The following is a 16,063-nucleotide window of genomic DNA, read 5'->3' as shown; positions in this document are numbered from 1 at the left end:
AGGAAGCGGGCGTGCTCGGCATAAACTACCGCGTGGTCGCAAGCAGCGAGGAGAGCAAATTCGACCGCATCCCCGAGGTTAAATTTTCTAACAACGCCGATTACGGCTACATCTGCTCAAACAACACTATCTACGGCACGCAGTATCCGCAGCTGCCGCAGTGCGGCTGTCCGCTCGTAGTCGATAGCTCGAGCGATCTGTTTTCGCGCCCCGTGGATCTTGGCAGCGTGGGGATGTTTTACGGCGGCATTCAGAAAAACGGCGGCCCCGCGGGTGTTACGATGGTGGCTATCCGTAAGGATCTGCTGGACCGCGCAGATCCCAAAACGCCGATGATCCTGCGCTACAAGACGCAGGCGGACGCGGACTCGATGAGCAACACCCCGAATACTTTCGGAATTTACATGCTAAATTTAATGCTCGGCTGGATCAAGGACGAAATCGGCGGGCTCGCGGCGATGCACGAGCGCAACAAGCGCAAAGCGGCGCTACTTTATGGCGCGATCGATGCTAGCGGCGGTTTCTACCGCGGCCACGCGCAAAAGGATAGCCGCAGTCTGATGAACGTGAGCTTTAATATCGCAGATGCCGCGCTTGAGCCGGTTTTCGTCGCGCAGGCGGAGGCGGAGGGGATGATCGGGCTTAAAGGACACCGCGTTTTAGGCGGCATCCGCGCCTCGATCTACAACGCGATAAACTACGAGGACGTTGAAAAACTAGTCACTTTTATGAGCGAGTTTGCGCGCAAAAACGGCTAGCGGCGGTTAAATTTAGAGGGTTTGAGCGCAGCTCGCGCTTATAGACGAGATTGTTTAGGATCTGCGCTTATCTTGTCGCTGGGCTAGTTATTTGCCATAGTCCTCGCTTTTATAGCCGGTATTTTACGGCAGAAATAGCTTTGATGCGGCTTGGATTTCGCCGCTAGAATTTTATTGAAGATGAAATTTTATGATGTTAAAATTTTGCATTGGATGAAGTCTGATGGCTTTGATTTTGCAGCGGCGAGCGGACTTGGCGCTGCTGGGATTTATTAGGTAGGATTTAACATTTAAAACGCTATTATTGGTGTTCGAGGATGGAAGGCAGTTTATTTATGTAGGCGCAGGTTTAGCGTATCTAGCGCCTAAATTTAAGCTTAACCCTAAAAACAGGCAAAATTAAACGAAAGGATTTAAATGAGTTTTAAGAGATTTTTTGCAGTAGCGCTTGCGGTGGGCGCTTTCGCTTCGGTGAGCGCAGAGGCTAGCGCTGCTGGGGATTTTTGTATCAAAAATGGCGGCGAGCTGATCGTCCGCAAAGACGGCAACGGCGTGGATTACACCGTTTGTAAGCTGCCTGACGGCACTATGATCGACGCTGAAGAATTTTATAAAACAGGCGGCGATTTGAGTAAATTTAAGAGCGTAAATCGATAGAATTTTATTGCTTGCGAGATTTACGGTAGCGAAATTCCATAAAATTCTGCGTCAAAATTCCTCTTTAAAATTTAGATAAATTCTAACTAGCAAGCGTTAGCACAAGTAAATTATTTGGGTACCTCATACAAAGTGAGGGCAGCAGAGTGATGGAAGAAATTCAATTATCCAAACATCAACGATGTACGGAGATTTTGCTCCAGTAAGGCGCTGAAAGCGGCGGCTACGCAAAGCAGAAATATTTTAAGCGATTTGACGCAACGTAGACAACCTGCTAGATTGCTTGATTACGACGCAGGTTTTTTGGATATGCGATAAGCGTTTGTGCTCATACTTGCTGAACTTAAATTTTAGCCGTTCGTGGACGTCGCTCGCTTCCTTTTTTTGAAAGACTCAAATTTTAGTCGCCTGTGAGCGCCCATTCGCTTCCTTTGCCCGCGTAAATTTAGCGCGTGAAAACCACGACCTCGCTGCGTTCAAACGTGATCTGCCGTCCCGCTAGATACAGCTCGAAGTAGGGCTTCAAAAAGTCCTCCTGCGGCCTTTGTGCGTAATTTGGATACTGCAAGTACGCAGGTAGCAGGTAGTCGCAGTTGATCGAATAGTACGCCTCGCCGAGCACCCATAGCTTCGTATCGAGCTTAGGCGAATCTATCATCCACTCCGTGATCGCCTCATAGACGGCGTCCGCAAGCTCGTCTTTACTATGCGCAAAATCAAAGCTCTCCTGCACGCGAGCGGATTTTATCTGCTCAAGTATCTTTAAAAGCCCGCTCTTGCCTAGAAATTCGGCAAAAATTTTTAAATTTCGAACGTACGCTAAAGCTAGGCTCTTAAGCGCTTCGCTACCAAATTTCGGATCCTGCGGCGGGCAAAAATACCCTGGCGCCACGCCCTGATCTAATGCTTCCCGCGTCTGCTGCGCCGTGACTGCATAGATCGGCATTATACGCGCTTGTAGCTCGGTGCCGTTTTGCAGCGGCGCAAACACCGCCCGCGCACCCGCACCGTCAGGCATAAAGCACTGAAAAAGCCCGTAAAGCTTATCCTGTAGATCGATCTCTTCGCAATCTAAATCAAGATCTAGCCCCGCAGCCTCGTTAATGTGACTAGCGTACTCGAAATTCGTCATTTTCACCCCTTTAAATTTTGACCGTCAAAGCGCTTGCGTGGAATTTTACCTAAATTTCGCGCATTTGCCGAATTAAAATTTACGCGCGATGAGACTTTTGTAGAATTTAAAATTTAGCGGTTCGGTTTGGGTTCAGTACTGCGACAAAGCGGCGGGGCGATGAGCGGCGACGGGTTGTCGTGCGGGCGGTTAGTAGCGGTGGATGGGTATCGCGCGGCGGGAGAGCGGCGCCCGACGGCGCGTGGCGACGGGCGATAACCGATAATCGCGACCGCAGTACTCGCAGGCAGCTCGCTCGCAGAAGCGGATTTTTCGCGCTCAGGCCGTCGTAAAATGGCGGGCAGCGTATTGGATAATGGCGGCTGCTGCAGCACTCGCAGGCGGCTCGCTCGCAAAAGCGGGCTTCACGCTAAGAGCGCGCATCGGCGGCGCAAAGTCGGCGGCATTATTTGATCCGTTGCGCGCGAAATGAAATTTTATCGTTTAAATTCTAGAGCAAGACCTGCGCCTGCAGCGGCAAATTTGCTTGTAGTAATGAAATTTATCATCCAAATTTAGTAAAAGATAAAATTCCAAATCGCGCATTAAGTAGTGTGAAATTTTATTTGGTTTTGTTTCGCCGCGCAGCAGTTTGCGCGGCTTGCTTTAAATTTTATTCTATCCCCGCAAATGCTGCTTTTGCGTCCGCCAGATCCTTCTCGTCCGGGTGTTTAGCAGCCTCCGCCCAGCGCGCAAGTCGCTCGGGAGTGATAGGATGGGGCGAGTTGCCGCCGGCCGCCATTTTGCGCATCGTTTCAAGCAGATTCGGATCAATCGCGCCCTGGCAGGCAAACTCCCTTATGATCTCGTTGCCGTTTGCTTTAAGCCCCTCTTCAAAGGTATCCAGGCACTTGCGCGAGTGCTCGCCGTCCGGCTCTGCGCCCAGAGTCATAAAAACGCCAAGCTTCTTGCCGTGAATCTTGCGTAAAAAGCGCATAAATTTCGCCTCTGCTTCGCCCTTATCGACGTAAAAGCCCAAGGCTATGAAATCGTAGTCATCGACCTCGCCTTCAAAGTCGCGGAAATTTAGACTCTCGCAGCCCAGTTGCTCGGCGATCGCGTCGCCCACCTTTTTCGTGTTACCCGTTTGTGAGGTGTAAAGCACGATTTTTTTCATACAAAATCCTTTCTAATAATGTTTGCTATCTCTTCGTTAATATTGTTGCCCCAAAAAATTCCGTCCAAGCTCAAGATCGATCTTTGATCTTTTAGCTCCAAAAGCCCCCAGCTCTCAAATTCTTTGAGTTTTTGCACCGCTTCGTCGTAAATGCTCGCACTCAGAGCCTCTTTTAGCTCGTTTAAGCTTACGATCGGGTATTGGAACAGATTGTTTAGCACGCTATATTTTGCCTCGCGCTCATCGATTCGCGAGATCATCTTGTGCCCCGACACGCCGTAAATTCCGAAGCCCGCTACGTGTCCGCCCGCGCCGTTGCCGATAGGTAGGATATCCGTGCCCTTGTGGCTTAGCTTGATGTAGCCGTAGTTATCGCGACCTTTTCGAGCAAGTTTGGTAAGCTCCAAAACCTCGAAATTCCCGCTTTGCAGTAGCGCCTCTGCAAAGGCATGGTGCAGCTTTTTATCAGTCGGCAGATCGTAGTAGGAGGTGTCGATCTTTTTGGATAGCTCCGAGCCTTCGAAAAACATCAGCGAGTAAAAGCTGGCGCTATCTAGACCTAGCTCATTTACGTAGTGCGCGTCCTCTAGCGCTTCCTCCACGCTTTCGTTCGGGAAGTTGTAGATGATGTCGCAGCAGAGCATGCCGTCAAATTTTTCTCTAAGCTCTTTTAGTCGCTCGATTGCGCGAGCGGGCTTATGCACGCGGTTTAAAAGCGCGCGCCCCTGTCTGCTGAAGGTCTGCACGCCGATGCTAAAGCGGTTTACGCCGAAGCTTTGCAGAGCGAGCGCTTTTTGCGTATCTAGATTATGCAGCGTGGTCTCTATGCTGATCTCGCAGTCGTCCGCAATATTAAAATTTTTATGCAGCGCGCCCAGAACCTTTTCGAAGTGAGCTTCGCTAAATACGCTCGGCGTGCCGCCGCCGAAGTAGATGCTTTTGATCTTTTTAGTATCGAAATAGGGCATCTCGCCGTAGTCTTTGATCTGGCGGATCAAAAATTTAGCGTATTCGTCCAGCTCGTCGCCGAGTTTGGAGCGCATCATCGAACAAAACGAGCAGATGTTGTCGCAAAAGGGCACATGCAGATAGATCACGCAGTCGCTGTCTTTGGCGGGTTGCTCCAGCGCGTCGAACAGCTCGTTTTCGCTCGCAGAGACGCTCTCGAAAAGTTTGGAGCGGTGGTGGGATTTAATGCGTTCTTTAAACATCTATTTCGTTGCCTCTGCGTAAATTTCATCTACCGTCTCACCGATCTGCGGGCTTCCGCGCAAGATGAGCGTCGGGGCTTTTAAAATTTTGCCCGATTTTACTGCTTTGGTGTTGCTAAGGATCGGATTTGCCTTTAAAAAATCCTCCGTCTCGCCGCCCACGACTACGATTATATCGGGGTTTTGCTCGAGGATGTATTCGGCAGATACCGAAGGCGTGCTGCCTTTTAGGCCGTCTGCGATATTTTTGGCGCCTAGGCGAGCGAAGATATCGCCGATGAGGGTTTTGTCATTGAAAGCCATAGTGGCGTTTGAGCCGAAAAATAGCGCTACTTTTTTGCCGCGAAGAGCGGGTTTGTCTGCAAAAATTCCATCCATCTGCGCGCAAATTTTATCCGCCTCGCTCTCTTTTTTTACGATTGCGGCGACCTTCTTTACGTTTTGGCAGATCTCTGCGGTGGAGTTCGCATCCATCGCAAGGCTCTTAAGCCCTAGCTTTTGCAGATTCTCGCTAACGCCCGCTGAGTGAAAGCTCGTGATAACCAGATCGGGCTTAAGCTCGACGATTTTTTCCATATTCGGCTTGACGTAGGTGCCTACGCTAGGCAGTTTCGCGGTTTCTGCCTCCGGGCGGATCTTGCTCATCGAGGTAGTTGAGATCGCAGCGATCTGATCCTGCGCGCCTAAAGCGTAGATGATCTCGACTGCAGCGGGGTCGAGCACTACCAGGCCTTTGGCGAGCGCAAAACTCGCCGAAAGCAAAGCTATAAGAATTTTTTTCACATTTTCTCCTTTTGCGGTAAGATAAATTTGGTTCCCAAATTTTCGACTATCAGGGCGTCAAAGCCGTAAATTTCTTTTATGATCTGCGGCGTAAAAAGCTCGCTCGCGCTACCGCGATACCTTACCGCGCCGTCTTTTAGCATCAAAATTTCATCGCAAAACAGCGAGGCTAAATTTAGATCGTGCAGCACGATGACGCTCGTTAAATTTAGCGTTTTGGTTAAATTTTCGCATATCTTCATCGCCTCGATCGCGTAGTTCATATCAAGCGCGCCCGTGGGCTCATCGAGCAGTAAAATTTCAGGCTCGCTTACGAGCGCTCTGGCAAGTAGCACGCGCCCGAACTCGCCGCCGCTTAGCTCAAACGCGCTGCGATTTAAAAATTTCTTCACGTCCAAAAGCTCGGCGATTTGCTCTACCTTGTCGCGGTCGCTCGCATCGTAGCCGCTAAATGCGCTTTTTAGGCGGCAAAATCTGCCCGCAAGTAAAATTTCATTCACGTTTAGTGCGGCTGCAAGGGCTGTTTTTTGCGGCACGAAGCCGATGAGCGCGGCAAGCTCTTTGAGGCTATACTCGCTTGCCTTTTTACCGTTTATTTCGATGATGCCGCTTGCGGGCTTTAAAATTTGCAAGATATTTTTTAGCAAAGTGCTCTTGCCGCAGCCGTTAGGACCCAAAATCCCGTAAAATTTACCCCGCTTTAAATTTAACTCTATGCCTCGCAAGATCGCCCGCTTGCCGTAGCTGAAGTTTAGCGCCGAAATTTTCATGCATGCTTCCTAAACGCGAGGTATAGAAAAAAGGGCGCGCCGAAAAAGGAGGTCACCACGCCGATCGGAATTTCTACCGGCGAGAGGGCGTTTTTAGCGATTACGTCGCAAAAAACCAAAAAAACTCCGCCGGTAAGCGCGCTAGCAGGGATCAGCACGGCGTTGCTCGCCGTATGAAGCGCCATGCGAAGCGTGTGCGGAATGATGAGCCCCACGAAGCCTATCATCCCCGTAAATGCGACCGAAAAGCCGATGATGAGCGAGGAGACGATGAGTAGGCTCTTTTTGGACTTCTCGACGTTGAGCCCTAGCGACTTCGCCTCCTCGTCACCGTTTAAGATGATATTTAGCTCGTGACGCTTCGCGTAAAAATACGCCATGCAAAACAGCAGCGGCGGCAGCAAAAGCGCGATCTTTTGCCAGTTTGCGCCGCCTAGATAGCCCATCATCCACGCCGTAATCCTAAAGCTATCCTCTCCGATTAGATAGACCGCGAAGGATGTAAATGCGCCCAAAAAGGACGATACGGCGATGCCTACGATCAGCAGAGTCGAGATCGAGCGGGTGTGAGCCGCAAGCTTAAAGATCACGAGCGAAAGCCCGCTGGCGGCCAAAAACGCGAAAATTCCGTAAAAAATGTCGCTAAGCCCCAGCAGGTAAGCTATAACCGCGCCGAAAGTCGCTGCCGAGGCGATGCCGATGATGTATGGATCTGCAAGTGGGTTTAAAAATACGCTTTGCACCACCACCCCCGAAGTTGCCAGCAGCGCGCCTATTAAAATTCCAAGCACGAGGCGCGGCAGACGCATTTGCAGCAAGATGAGCTGTTTGGTCTCGTCTATCTCGCCGAAGGTGAAAAATTTTACGATGTCGCCCAGCGAAATGCTCGCCCCGCCGCTACTTACGGCTACTAAAGCAAGCAATATGAAAGCTACGATTAGAAAGAGATAAAATTTAAAGCTCATAGCCCACCAGGCGAACTATACGCGCAGATTTCGTCGCGGCGGATATTTTTAAAATTTAAACGGTGCCAGGAATTTATGCATGCGGAATTTATGAAATTCTCGCGGCTGGCGCAATTATTTTTGAAGCTTGCATAGCTTTTGATATCAGCGCGAAAAAGTACATAGCCGCACACCTGATCCGGCATAAATTTCCTCCTAAAAGTATTCGCGATTTTTATTAAGAAATTAAAATCGTTATCATGGGATTTTATCGCTTGATTTCTTAAACCGCGATAAATTCCGTAACGGCTAAGAGCTGCGGAGTTAAATTTGGGGTGATTAAATGTTAAAATTTCGCGCGTCTCCAAGCCGCCTATTTAAATTTGAAATTCAAAATTTAGGCGCTAAATTTAAACGCCGAAAGAGCTCTTTTTAATTTCGTGATTCAGCTTTAAATTATAAAAACGCCGATAAAATACGCACTAAATTTTATTTAACGAGCCCAGCTTTAAAGCCGCAAGCCGTTTTGTTAAACGACGAATTGCGCCAAAGCCGCTCGCTAAGCTTTAAGGAGTGAGCATGAAATTTTGGCAAAAGATCCTTTGGGCGGCGGTCGCCGTCATAGGGGCGTGGTGTTTCGGCGTACTTGCGCTAAATAAGGGCGAGAGCATCAGCGCCGTCTGGCTTGTAGTAGCTAGCGCGTGCATCTATCTGATCGGATACACCTTCTACGGGCGCTTTATCGCGTATCGCGTCTTTGAGCTGGACGATCGCCGCGCAACTCCTGCGGTGATCCGAAACGACGGACGAGATTACGTCCCTACGAACAAATACGTCCTTTTCGGCCACCATTTCGCCGCTATCGCAGGCGCCGGACCGCTCGTAGGCCCGGTAGTGGCCGCACAGATGGGCTATCTGCCAGGCATGATCTGGCTTTTGGTGGGCGTAGTGCTTGCAGGCGCGGTACATGATTTCATCGTGCTCGTGCTCTCCACGCGACGCGGCGGCAAGAGCCTCGGCGAGATGATCAAAGATGAGATGGGCAAGCTCACCGGCGGCATCGCGATGATCGGGATTTTTTTCATCATGCTGATCATCGTGGCGATTTTGGCGATGGTCGTCGTAAAAGCGCTCGCGAACTCGCCGTGGGGGCTTTTTACGATCGCGATGACGATACCGATCGCCGTATTTATGGGAATTTACATGAGGTTCTTGCGCCCGGGCAAGGTCAGCGAGGCATCGATCATCGGCTTTATTTTGCTGATGCTTTCGCTTTGGGGCGGGCATTACGTAGCGATCGATCCGTACTGGCACGACGTTTTTTCGCTAAAGGGCGAGACGCTCGCGCTTCTTACTATCGGCTACGGCTTTATCGCGGCGATCTTGCCCGTGTGGCTACTGCTCGCGCCGCGCGATTATCTAAGTACTTTCCTTAAACTCGGCGTCATCATCGGCATGGCGGTCGCGATAATCTTTGTCGCGCCCGAGCTTAAAATGCCCGCTACGACGAAATTTATCGACGGCACGGGTCCTGTTTTTGCAGGTCCGATATTTCCGTTTTTGTTTATCACTATCGCATGCGGCGCGATCTCGGGCTTTCACGCGCTGATCTCCAGCGGCACGACGCCGAAGATGGTCGAGCGCGAAACCCATACTCTTTTCATCGGCTACGGCTCGATGCTTATGGAGAGCCTCGTGGGCGTAATGGCGCTCGTAGCGGCGTGCATCCTAAGCCCGGGCGAATACTTCGCTATTAACTCGCCCGCTGCAGTGCTCGGCAAAGACGCGGTAAGCGCCGCGGCGTATATAAATTCTATCGGATTTAGTATTACGCCCGAGCAGATCGGCGCTTTGGCTTCAAACGTCGGCGAAACCACGATGATGAGCCGCACGGGCGGCGCTCCTACCTTTGCGATGGGGCTAACGATGCTACTGCATCAGATCATCGGCGGCAAGGAGCTGATGGCGTTTTGGTACCATTTCGCGATCTTGTTTGAGGCGCTGTTTATTCTGACCGCGGTCGATGCGGGCACGCGCACGGGGCGCTTTATGGTGCAAGAAATTTTAGGCAACGTCTATAAACCATTCTCCGATACTAAAAATTCCCTCTACGGCATCATCGCGACGCTGATCTGCGTGGCGGGCTGGGGCTATCTGCTCTACAGCGGCGTTACCGATCCTATGGGCGGAATTTACACGCTGTGGCCGCTTTTCGGCGCGTCCAATCAGATGCTCGCGGGCATCGCGCTGCTGCTCGCGACGGTGGTGCTTTTTAAAATGGGCAAGCAAAAATACGCCTTCGTTACGATCGCTCCTGCGATTTGGGTGCTTATAACTACGCTTTATGCGGCGATCTTGAAGCTGATGCCGGCTAACGGCGAGCGCGTGCACGACGCGGTAAGCCACGTGGCTATCGCGCAAAATACCGCCGCCAAGCTCGCTAGCCTGAGCGATCCCGCGGCGATCGAAAAGGCGCAGGCTATCATCAGAAATAACGTCATCGACGCCGTGCTATGCGCTCTTTTCGTCGTCGTTACGATCATCGTCATCGCCCAAACGATCCGAATGTGCCTTAAAATTTCAAAAGGCGGCGCGAGCGAGGGATATTTCAAGCTAGCAGAAAGCGAGTACGTGGACAGGGGCGTTTATGAAAAAGTTTAAATTTAATCCGCTCGCAGCCCCGAAGGCCGTGGCGAGGTTTTTGGCGCGCGCGGATGCCGCACTTGCGCCGCTCATCGGGCTCGGCGATTACGAGGGCTATCTGAGCCATTTCAGAAGCGCTCATCCGGACGAAATCCCGCTAAGCAGGGCGGAATTTTTCCGTGCGATGCAAGATAGCAAGGCAAAAAACGTCAAGTGCTGATAGCGGCGAAAGGGCGCGGTCGCGCCGTACAAATCGTCGTTGATCTGAAATTTTAAATTTGATAGGGTGCGGGTGCGCGAGTCATGAAATTTAGCCCGCTGCTCGGGATAAATTTTGCGCATGCCTCTTGAAGAGCGCTTTAAATTTGCTCGCACTTATGGCGTTAAGATTTATTCGCCGCCGCGCCGTACTCATCGCTAGCCGCGCCGTTTTGCAACGGTCTCGCCTGCATGTCGTAGAATTTTTAAACGGCTATTTCCGCGTTTTGGTAGAATTCTATATAAAAATTTTGTAAAATTTTTAACAAACCTGCCTTAATTAAAGGCGCGAAATCACGGCTGCAAATTTTAAATCAGGAATATGGGTGTGCTTGGACAATGGCTTAGATCTCATAGCAGGTTAAAATTTGATCCGCGTCCTCGTCGTAGGCGTTATCGACTAGTACGAGATCGCGGGCGCGCTCGGGCGTGCGATGCCTGCGTTTTTCATTTTTACCGGGAGCGAGGAGTGAATATTCACGGTTTTTGATACCACGGCCGCCTTTGGGCGCTAAATTTTGCTCGGCAAATGCGTCCTTTTGCTCCGCTTCGTATTTTATGCTCGCAGCCCGGCAAGAAGCAGCCGTAACGACGCCTAAAATTCTCGCACCCTTTTGTTTAAATTTATGCGCCAACACGGACTTTGCCGCGAGGTATTGGACCTGCTCGCCGAGTTTAAATTTAAAGGGCTCGTCGTACTCAAATTTATCCGTCGCTTCGCATCCGGATTTGCTCGCCTTGCCCTGCGTAAATTCGCCCGAGCCGCCGCGATTAAATTCGTCCGCTTCGTCACATCTAAATTCCTCGGCTTTATCGTGCGCAAATTTGCCCGAGTCGTCGTGCTCGCCGCTCTCGAGGTCGCCCGTTTTGCCGTGCTCGAAGCCGCCCGCCTCTCTACGCAGATCAAGAACCCTCAGCTCATTCGGCTCGTTTATAAAGTGTCCGCGCCAGCCGTCTGGTCCATCTGCTGCAAGCTCGAATCTATCGAAATCAAAGTCCAGCTCCACGCGGAATTTAACGTTAAAATTTACGTCCGTAAAAACTAGCTCGTTAGCACCCTCTATTTTGCCGTTTTCGCCCGCTTCGCCCACGCGAATGCAATATCCGCCGCTCGCGCGCTGTGCCTGCGTCATAGGGCAAGTTTTGGCAATGATTTTAAGCTCGCAACCGCTCAAATTTAGGCGGTAAATTTGACCCGAGCGCGTAAAAATCAAGAAATTTAGCTTATCTTGCTTAAAAATCGCTACGCAGCCCTTTAATCGCTTTCGCGTGCCCGTCTGCGTCTTAAAATCGTAAATAAAAAGCGTGTCGTCGGTTGCCGTAATAGCCTTTTTATCGCCACCCTTGCTACTTAGCGCGATAAAATTGCCGTATTTTAGCACGCCCTTTTTGTGCTTTGAGATGAGCGCGAGATCCGCGGCGTTAAATTTATAAATCGCGTCAATAAAGCCCAAAACTACGAGCGTGTGGCCGTCATCGTCAAAGGTCGCGGCACGGGTAAAATCGCGGAAAGGCGCGCAGGCTAACTGCTCGCCGCTTGCAAGCGAGAATTTTCTAAGCTTCATCTGCTTTTGCTCGTCGTTATCGCCTGCGTAAAATGCGTGATCACCCTTAATTAGGATGTTTTCGCCGATATCGCGAAGTCTATTTTGAAGCCTGCTTTGCCATAAAATTTTCATCCGTCGCTCCTTCCGTCTGCGCGTAAGAACACAGCGCGATTTATTGCTTTTAATTTTGGCTAGCGGTTTTTCAGCGCGCATGCTAATACTTGAATTATTGCTTTTAAATTTACGCTATTTGCGCGGCGCTCGGTACCGATCAAATCGGCATTTTAGCCGTGCTTTGCGGGCAAATTTATCTGTGCAGCGTTTGGACCGGGCTAGAAAGAAATTTAACCGCGCGCTGTTTGAGCGAAACCGCAAAATTAGCCTCGCAAATTTAGATCATTTTTTCGGTTTATTTTCTTTGATATAGTCCACGGCGATACGCTGGCAGGCGATTTTATCGTTCTTTTCGAGGCATAAAGTCTCCAGCTCCTCGCGGCTTAAATTTTTGTAATCCTTGATCGTCTTTTTGCCGCCGCCTCCCATGACGAAGTATATGAGAGCCGCTAAAATCGCCATCGCAGCGATTAATCTAAGCATGATTACCTCCTAAATTTCATAGATTTTGCGCCAAATGTGCGAGCGAATTCGGCGCGCATCTGTTTAAATAGGCAGTCAAATTCTATGCCGTTCGGATTTTGCGAGCAGCGCATTTTTAAATTTAAAGCAAATTAATCTGCTTCGGAAAGTACCTATCCAGCGTCTGCGCTACCTGCTCTAACCAGACCTTTCGCTCGACCTCGTCGCTATCCGCGACCACTCTAAACATCAGCCGCTCAAAGGTTTTCACGCCGCAAAAATCAAAAATGCAGCTTTTCCAAATTCTTTCCAGCGGATCGCCGAATATCTTGTTTTCTCTGGCCTCGGGGGTGTTGGAGGTGTTGAAAACTACGGCGGCTTTAGCCTTTAAAAGTCCTATCGGAAGCCCGCCGCCGTTATCGCCCGGCGCAAAATCGTAGGCTACTCTCTGCCTTAGCACACGGTCAATCCAGCCCTTGAGGATGGCGGGCGGCTCGCCCCACCAGTTCGGATGGACAATCACGATGCCGTGGGCGTTTGCTATGTCTTTTTGATGCGCCTTTAACAGCTCGTCGTCGCTTTCATCGCTCACGAGCTCAGCGCCGCTAAGGATCGGATTAAATTTCTCCTTATATAGATCATGAAATTTAACCTCGTAGCCGCTATTTTGCAGCTTTTCTACCGCTGCATTCGCGATTGCTGCGTTTAGGCTTTTTTCGTAAGGGTGTGCCAGGATAACAGAAATTTGCTCCATTTTTTTTGCTTTATTTCATATTGCTATTCAATTTCTAATTTTTTTATAATTTCTCTAGAGAATTTTGCATATTGACTTGATGTATATGGAAAATTATCTTTTGAAAAATCGAAATCTAACTTACTTAAAAGTTTATCGTAAAATTCAAAATCTTTAATTCCATATTTATCAATAAGTGCAAGATAACTCATAATAAACCCATTTATAGATATTACAGATAATATCTTAGATTGAGGATCATGCCATTCGCTCTTGAAATGCTTCTTTATTGCCTTAAAATATATTGAAATTTTTTCTACGCAAAATTCCTTATATTTATTCAAGGATGCATCATCCATTTTTTTTAGTGCCTCTTTATCGCCATCCCAGTGAAAGAATAGATTTTTTCTACCATCTTTGGGATCTAAAGTTATTAAATAACGCAACGCAAATTTGATTATTGATGCAATTTTAATTTTGTTTTCATCCAATAATGACATTTCAAATTTATTTAGAAAAATACTCTTTTTATTTAGGAGATCAATGATTGACCTAGATAAACCAAAATCTGAAATAGGATCTTTAACCATTTGAATATGTAATAATACATCTTGAGATACCGGTTTAGCATTGGAATTAATATCTAAAAATATTTCACTCTGTATCTTTATTTTTTTAGTATCCGACATACCTTTTGGAAAAATAAGACCCGTAACTAATAAGTGTAACTCTTTTCTTAACTGTGATATTTTAGGCTCATCACTATCTGTTTCTAAACCTTCATAATGAGCATAAATACGATGTTGTCCATCAATAATACATATACTATTCATACAATTTGGGATAAGCATAGTGCATACGTCATGCTTATTGATTTCATCAATATTAATAGGTATATTATCTTTTTTGAAAGAAATATCTTCAGGCAAAGCTACAATAATATTATTATAAAAAGCTTCTTTATTTGTTACTAAAAATTTTCTTATACTGTTAACTCTTTTATCCTGAATTAGACGTTGATAAAGCAAAGAAGAATCTTCCCAGTTATCTTTTCTTAAGACATAAGAGTTTTTTATTAATGTTTCTGCAGATATCATGAAAGACACTATTCTTACATTATCTTTAATGCCAGTAAAAGATTTAGGAGTAATTATCGTAGTTTTTATCTCTTTCGGACTGCTTTCTGCAGTAATAATACCTATATCATCATCATTTAGCCCCAAGAACCTAAAAATTTCATACCTGGCCGACTTTTTTATACATTTTGACATTTTAGATAAATACATTAAAGCATTATGGTCAACGAATTTTATCAATGGGTATAATTTATAATCATCATCGCTAAAATCAAGTTTTTCTTGGGAAAAATATAAAAACTTGATTTTATATCTATCTAATGAATATTGTTTAATAAATGAATCTTGAAAATTATCATATAACCATTGGTAAAAGTTTGTTAAATTTTTATTTATTTCTACAAATCCTTCATGCTTTTTTCTAACATGATCTTTAATATTGTCTGTTTTTGTTACAGTATCCTCACAAATCAAAATTATATTCTCATAAATAAATATAAAATCTAATTCTACGGTTCTATGCCCTATTTTAAAGTGTTTATTTTGAGTGTTTAAATATTTAAAACCCGCCATAATAAAAGTATTCTTTATACTATTTCTAAAATTTCTAGATAATCTTGCCTTTTTTATTTCTTCCGGAGATTTTTTTGATTTTCTAATACTTTTAGACATTTATGCTTGTCCTTCTCTAATTTTACGGAATTCTTCTGGCAACATCGCAACCGAACTATTTAAGTCAGGCTCCATAACCGGTACATCCTTTCTGACTTTTATAACCCCATCAATAGCTTCCTGAATACGCGTTTTGGCAATATTAAAGTATTCTTTTTGTATCTCTGCCCCCACAAAGCACCTCTGCTCTAGTATGGATGCTACACCTGATGTTCCAGAACCCATAAACGGATCCAAAACTATTCCATTGATGGGTGTCAATGCTTTAATTAACCTTTGTGGAATAGCAATTGGGAATTGGCATGGATGCTTTGTTTTTTCTATATGGTTGGCCTTAACATTTGGTATATCCCACACATCCGATGGGTTCTTACCCAAAGGGTTACCGCTAAATTCCCCTTTATTCTCTCCTTTATATGAACGTTTGCCTGGGTATTTTTGTGGTATACGTATATTGTCTAAATTAAAATTATATTCTTTGCCTTTTGTAAACCATAGTATTGTTTCATGTCTTCCACTAAAACGTTTTGAACTATTTAGCCCATGTCCAAAAGTCCAAATTAATCTATTTCTTAGTAGGAGCGGATATTCTAAACTACGGTTATTTTCACTAAATATCTGATAAACATAATAATCCAAAGGAATAACCTCTGATTTGCTAATATGATAACCGGTTTGCCAACATAGACTTCCTCCTTTTTTTAATACACGATAAATGTCACCAAATATAGATGACTGTTGTTTTTTAAAAGTTTCAATATCGTCGTGCAAATTCTCATACGCTTTATTCATACAATATGGGGGGGAAGTTATAATTAAATCGCAAAATTCATCTGGTATATTCTTAAGTAATTTAATACAATCCCCATTAAATATTGTTATACTATTATTTTCATTAAATTTTTCAGCAATTTTTATATTTTCCAAAGTTCGTCAACCCCTATAAAAATAATTAAAATATTCTCACTCCCACTCTATCGTTGCGGGCGGTTTACTTGAGATGTCGTAAACTACGCGGTTGATGCCGTCTACTTCGTTTATGATGCGTCGAGAGACGTTTTCTAGCAGGTCGTACGGCAAGCGCGAGAAGCTGGCCGTCATGCCGTCGCTAGCGTCCACTACGCGCACGCACACGGCGTTTTCATAG

15 protein-coding genes and 1 pseudogene are annotated in these 16,063 nt (G+C 46.8%); 4 read left to right on the top strand and 12 right to left on the bottom strand.

Annotated elements, in window-relative coordinates; all coding sequences use genetic code 11:
* Both serC and Q0140_RS04405 read left to right on the top strand, forming a co-directional pair.
* Positions 1 to 758, top strand: a 758-nt coding sequence (serC, locus tag Q0140_RS04410; RefSeq protein ID WP_297962256.1) for a 3-phosphoserine/phosphohydroxythreonine transaminase, incomplete at its 5' end; no start/stop codon positions are given.
* Positions 759 to 1,175: 417 nt separating this feature from the next.
* A complete protein-coding gene (locus tag Q0140_RS04405; RefSeq protein WP_177388543.1) occupies positions 1,176 to 1,415 on the top strand; it encodes a DUF333 domain-containing protein in 240 nt (79 codons plus the stop codon).
* A 445-nt stretch (positions 1,416 to 1,860) separates the two neighbouring features.
* On the opposite strand, the gene Q0140_RS04400 is transcribed toward Q0140_RS04405, so the two are convergent.
* From Q0140_RS04400 to Q0140_RS04375, 6 genes are all read right to left on the bottom strand, one after another.
* On the bottom strand, positions 1,861 to 2,547 hold the full coding sequence (locus tag Q0140_RS04400; protein ID WP_297962254.1) for a hypothetical protein: 687 nt from the start codon (positions 2,545 to 2,547) through the stop codon (positions 1,861 to 1,863).
* Positions 2,548 to 3,199: 652 nt separating this feature from the next.
* A complete protein-coding gene (locus tag Q0140_RS04395; protein ID WP_297880490.1) occupies positions 3,200 to 3,703 on the bottom strand; it encodes a flavodoxin family protein in 504 nt (167 codons plus the stop codon).
* On the bottom strand, positions 3,700 to 4,914 hold the full coding sequence (locus Q0140_RS04390) for a radical SAM protein (RefSeq protein ID WP_297962252.1): 1,215 nt from the start codon (positions 4,912 to 4,914) through the stop codon (positions 3,700 to 3,702). Before Q0140_RS04390 ends, Q0140_RS04395 begins: the two co-directional genes overlap by 4 nt.
* Positions 4,915 to 5,697 carry an ABC transporter substrate-binding protein gene (locus tag Q0140_RS04385; RefSeq protein ID WP_297962250.1) on the bottom strand — a complete coding sequence of 261 codons (783 nt, stop codon included), beginning with the start codon at positions 5,695 to 5,697 and terminating at the stop codon, positions 4,915 to 4,917.
* Positions 5,694 to 6,467 (bottom strand): ABC transporter ATP-binding protein, encoded by a 774-nt coding sequence (locus Q0140_RS04380; protein WP_297962248.1) that lies wholly within the window; start codon positions 6,465 to 6,467, stop codon positions 5,694 to 5,696. Before Q0140_RS04380 ends, Q0140_RS04385 begins: the two co-directional genes overlap by 4 nt.
* Positions 6,464 to 7,432, bottom strand: a complete 969-nt coding sequence (locus Q0140_RS04375; RefSeq protein WP_297962246.1) for an iron ABC transporter permease — start codon at positions 7,430 to 7,432, stop codon at positions 6,464 to 6,466. The genes Q0140_RS04380 and Q0140_RS04375 overlap by 4 nt, the downstream gene beginning before the upstream one ends.
* A gap of 558 nt (positions 7,433 to 7,990) precedes the next feature.
* Between Q0140_RS04375 and Q0140_RS04370 the strand changes: the two genes are divergently transcribed.
* Both Q0140_RS04370 and kcuS read left to right on the top strand, forming a co-directional pair.
* On the top strand, positions 7,991 to 10,072 hold the full coding sequence (locus Q0140_RS04370; RefSeq protein WP_297962244.1) for a carbon starvation CstA family protein: 2,082 nt from the start codon (positions 7,991 to 7,993) through the stop codon (positions 10,070 to 10,072).
* Entirely contained in the window at positions 10,059 to 10,274 is a 216-nt protein-coding gene (gene kcuS, locus Q0140_RS04365; RefSeq protein ID WP_297962242.1) for a KCU-star family selenoprotein, read from the top strand. Before Q0140_RS04370 ends, kcuS begins: the two co-directional genes overlap by 14 nt.
* 382 nt (positions 10,275 to 10,656) lie before the next feature.
* On the opposite strand, the gene Q0140_RS04360 is transcribed toward kcuS, so the two are convergent.
* From Q0140_RS04360 to Q0140_RS04335, 6 genes and pseudogenes are all read right to left on the bottom strand, one after another.
* A complete protein-coding gene (locus Q0140_RS04360) occupies positions 10,657 to 11,991 on the bottom strand; it encodes a hypothetical protein (protein ID WP_297962240.1) in 1,335 nt (444 codons plus the stop codon).
* A gap of 264 nt (positions 11,992 to 12,255) precedes the next feature.
* On the bottom strand, positions 12,256 to 12,456 hold the full coding sequence (locus Q0140_RS04355) for a hypothetical protein (RefSeq protein WP_297902627.1): 201 nt from the start codon (positions 12,454 to 12,456) through the stop codon (positions 12,256 to 12,258).
* Positions 12,457 to 12,577: 121 nt separating this feature from the next.
* On the bottom strand, positions 12,578 to 13,189 hold the full coding sequence (locus Q0140_RS04350) for an NAD(P)H-dependent oxidoreductase (protein ID WP_297962238.1): 612 nt from the start codon (positions 13,187 to 13,189) through the stop codon (positions 12,578 to 12,580).
* 23 nt (positions 13,190 to 13,212) lie between these two features.
* Positions 13,213 to 14,916: a DGQHR domain-containing protein gene (locus tag Q0140_RS04345; protein WP_297962236.1), complete on the bottom strand. Its 1,704-nt coding sequence runs from the start codon at positions 14,914 to 14,916 to the stop codon at positions 13,213 to 13,215.
* Complete coding sequence (locus Q0140_RS04340) at positions 14,917 to 15,843, bottom strand: site-specific DNA-methyltransferase (RefSeq protein WP_297926702.1); 927 nt, start codon at positions 15,841 to 15,843, stop codon at positions 14,917 to 14,919.
* 36 nt (positions 15,844 to 15,879) lie between these two features.
* Positions 15,880 to 16,063: pseudogene (locus Q0140_RS04335) on the bottom strand (GMP synthase (glutamine-hydrolyzing)); the annotation flags it as partial.

Origin of the sequence: uncultured Campylobacter sp., assembly GCF_938045405.1 — a bacterium.
In the GTDB taxonomy this organism is placed as follows: Bacteria; Campylobacterota; Campylobacteria; order Campylobacterales; family Campylobacteraceae; genus Campylobacter_B.
Note: the sequence above shows the minus strand (reverse complement) of the source record. Positions and strands in the feature narration are given on the sequence as shown.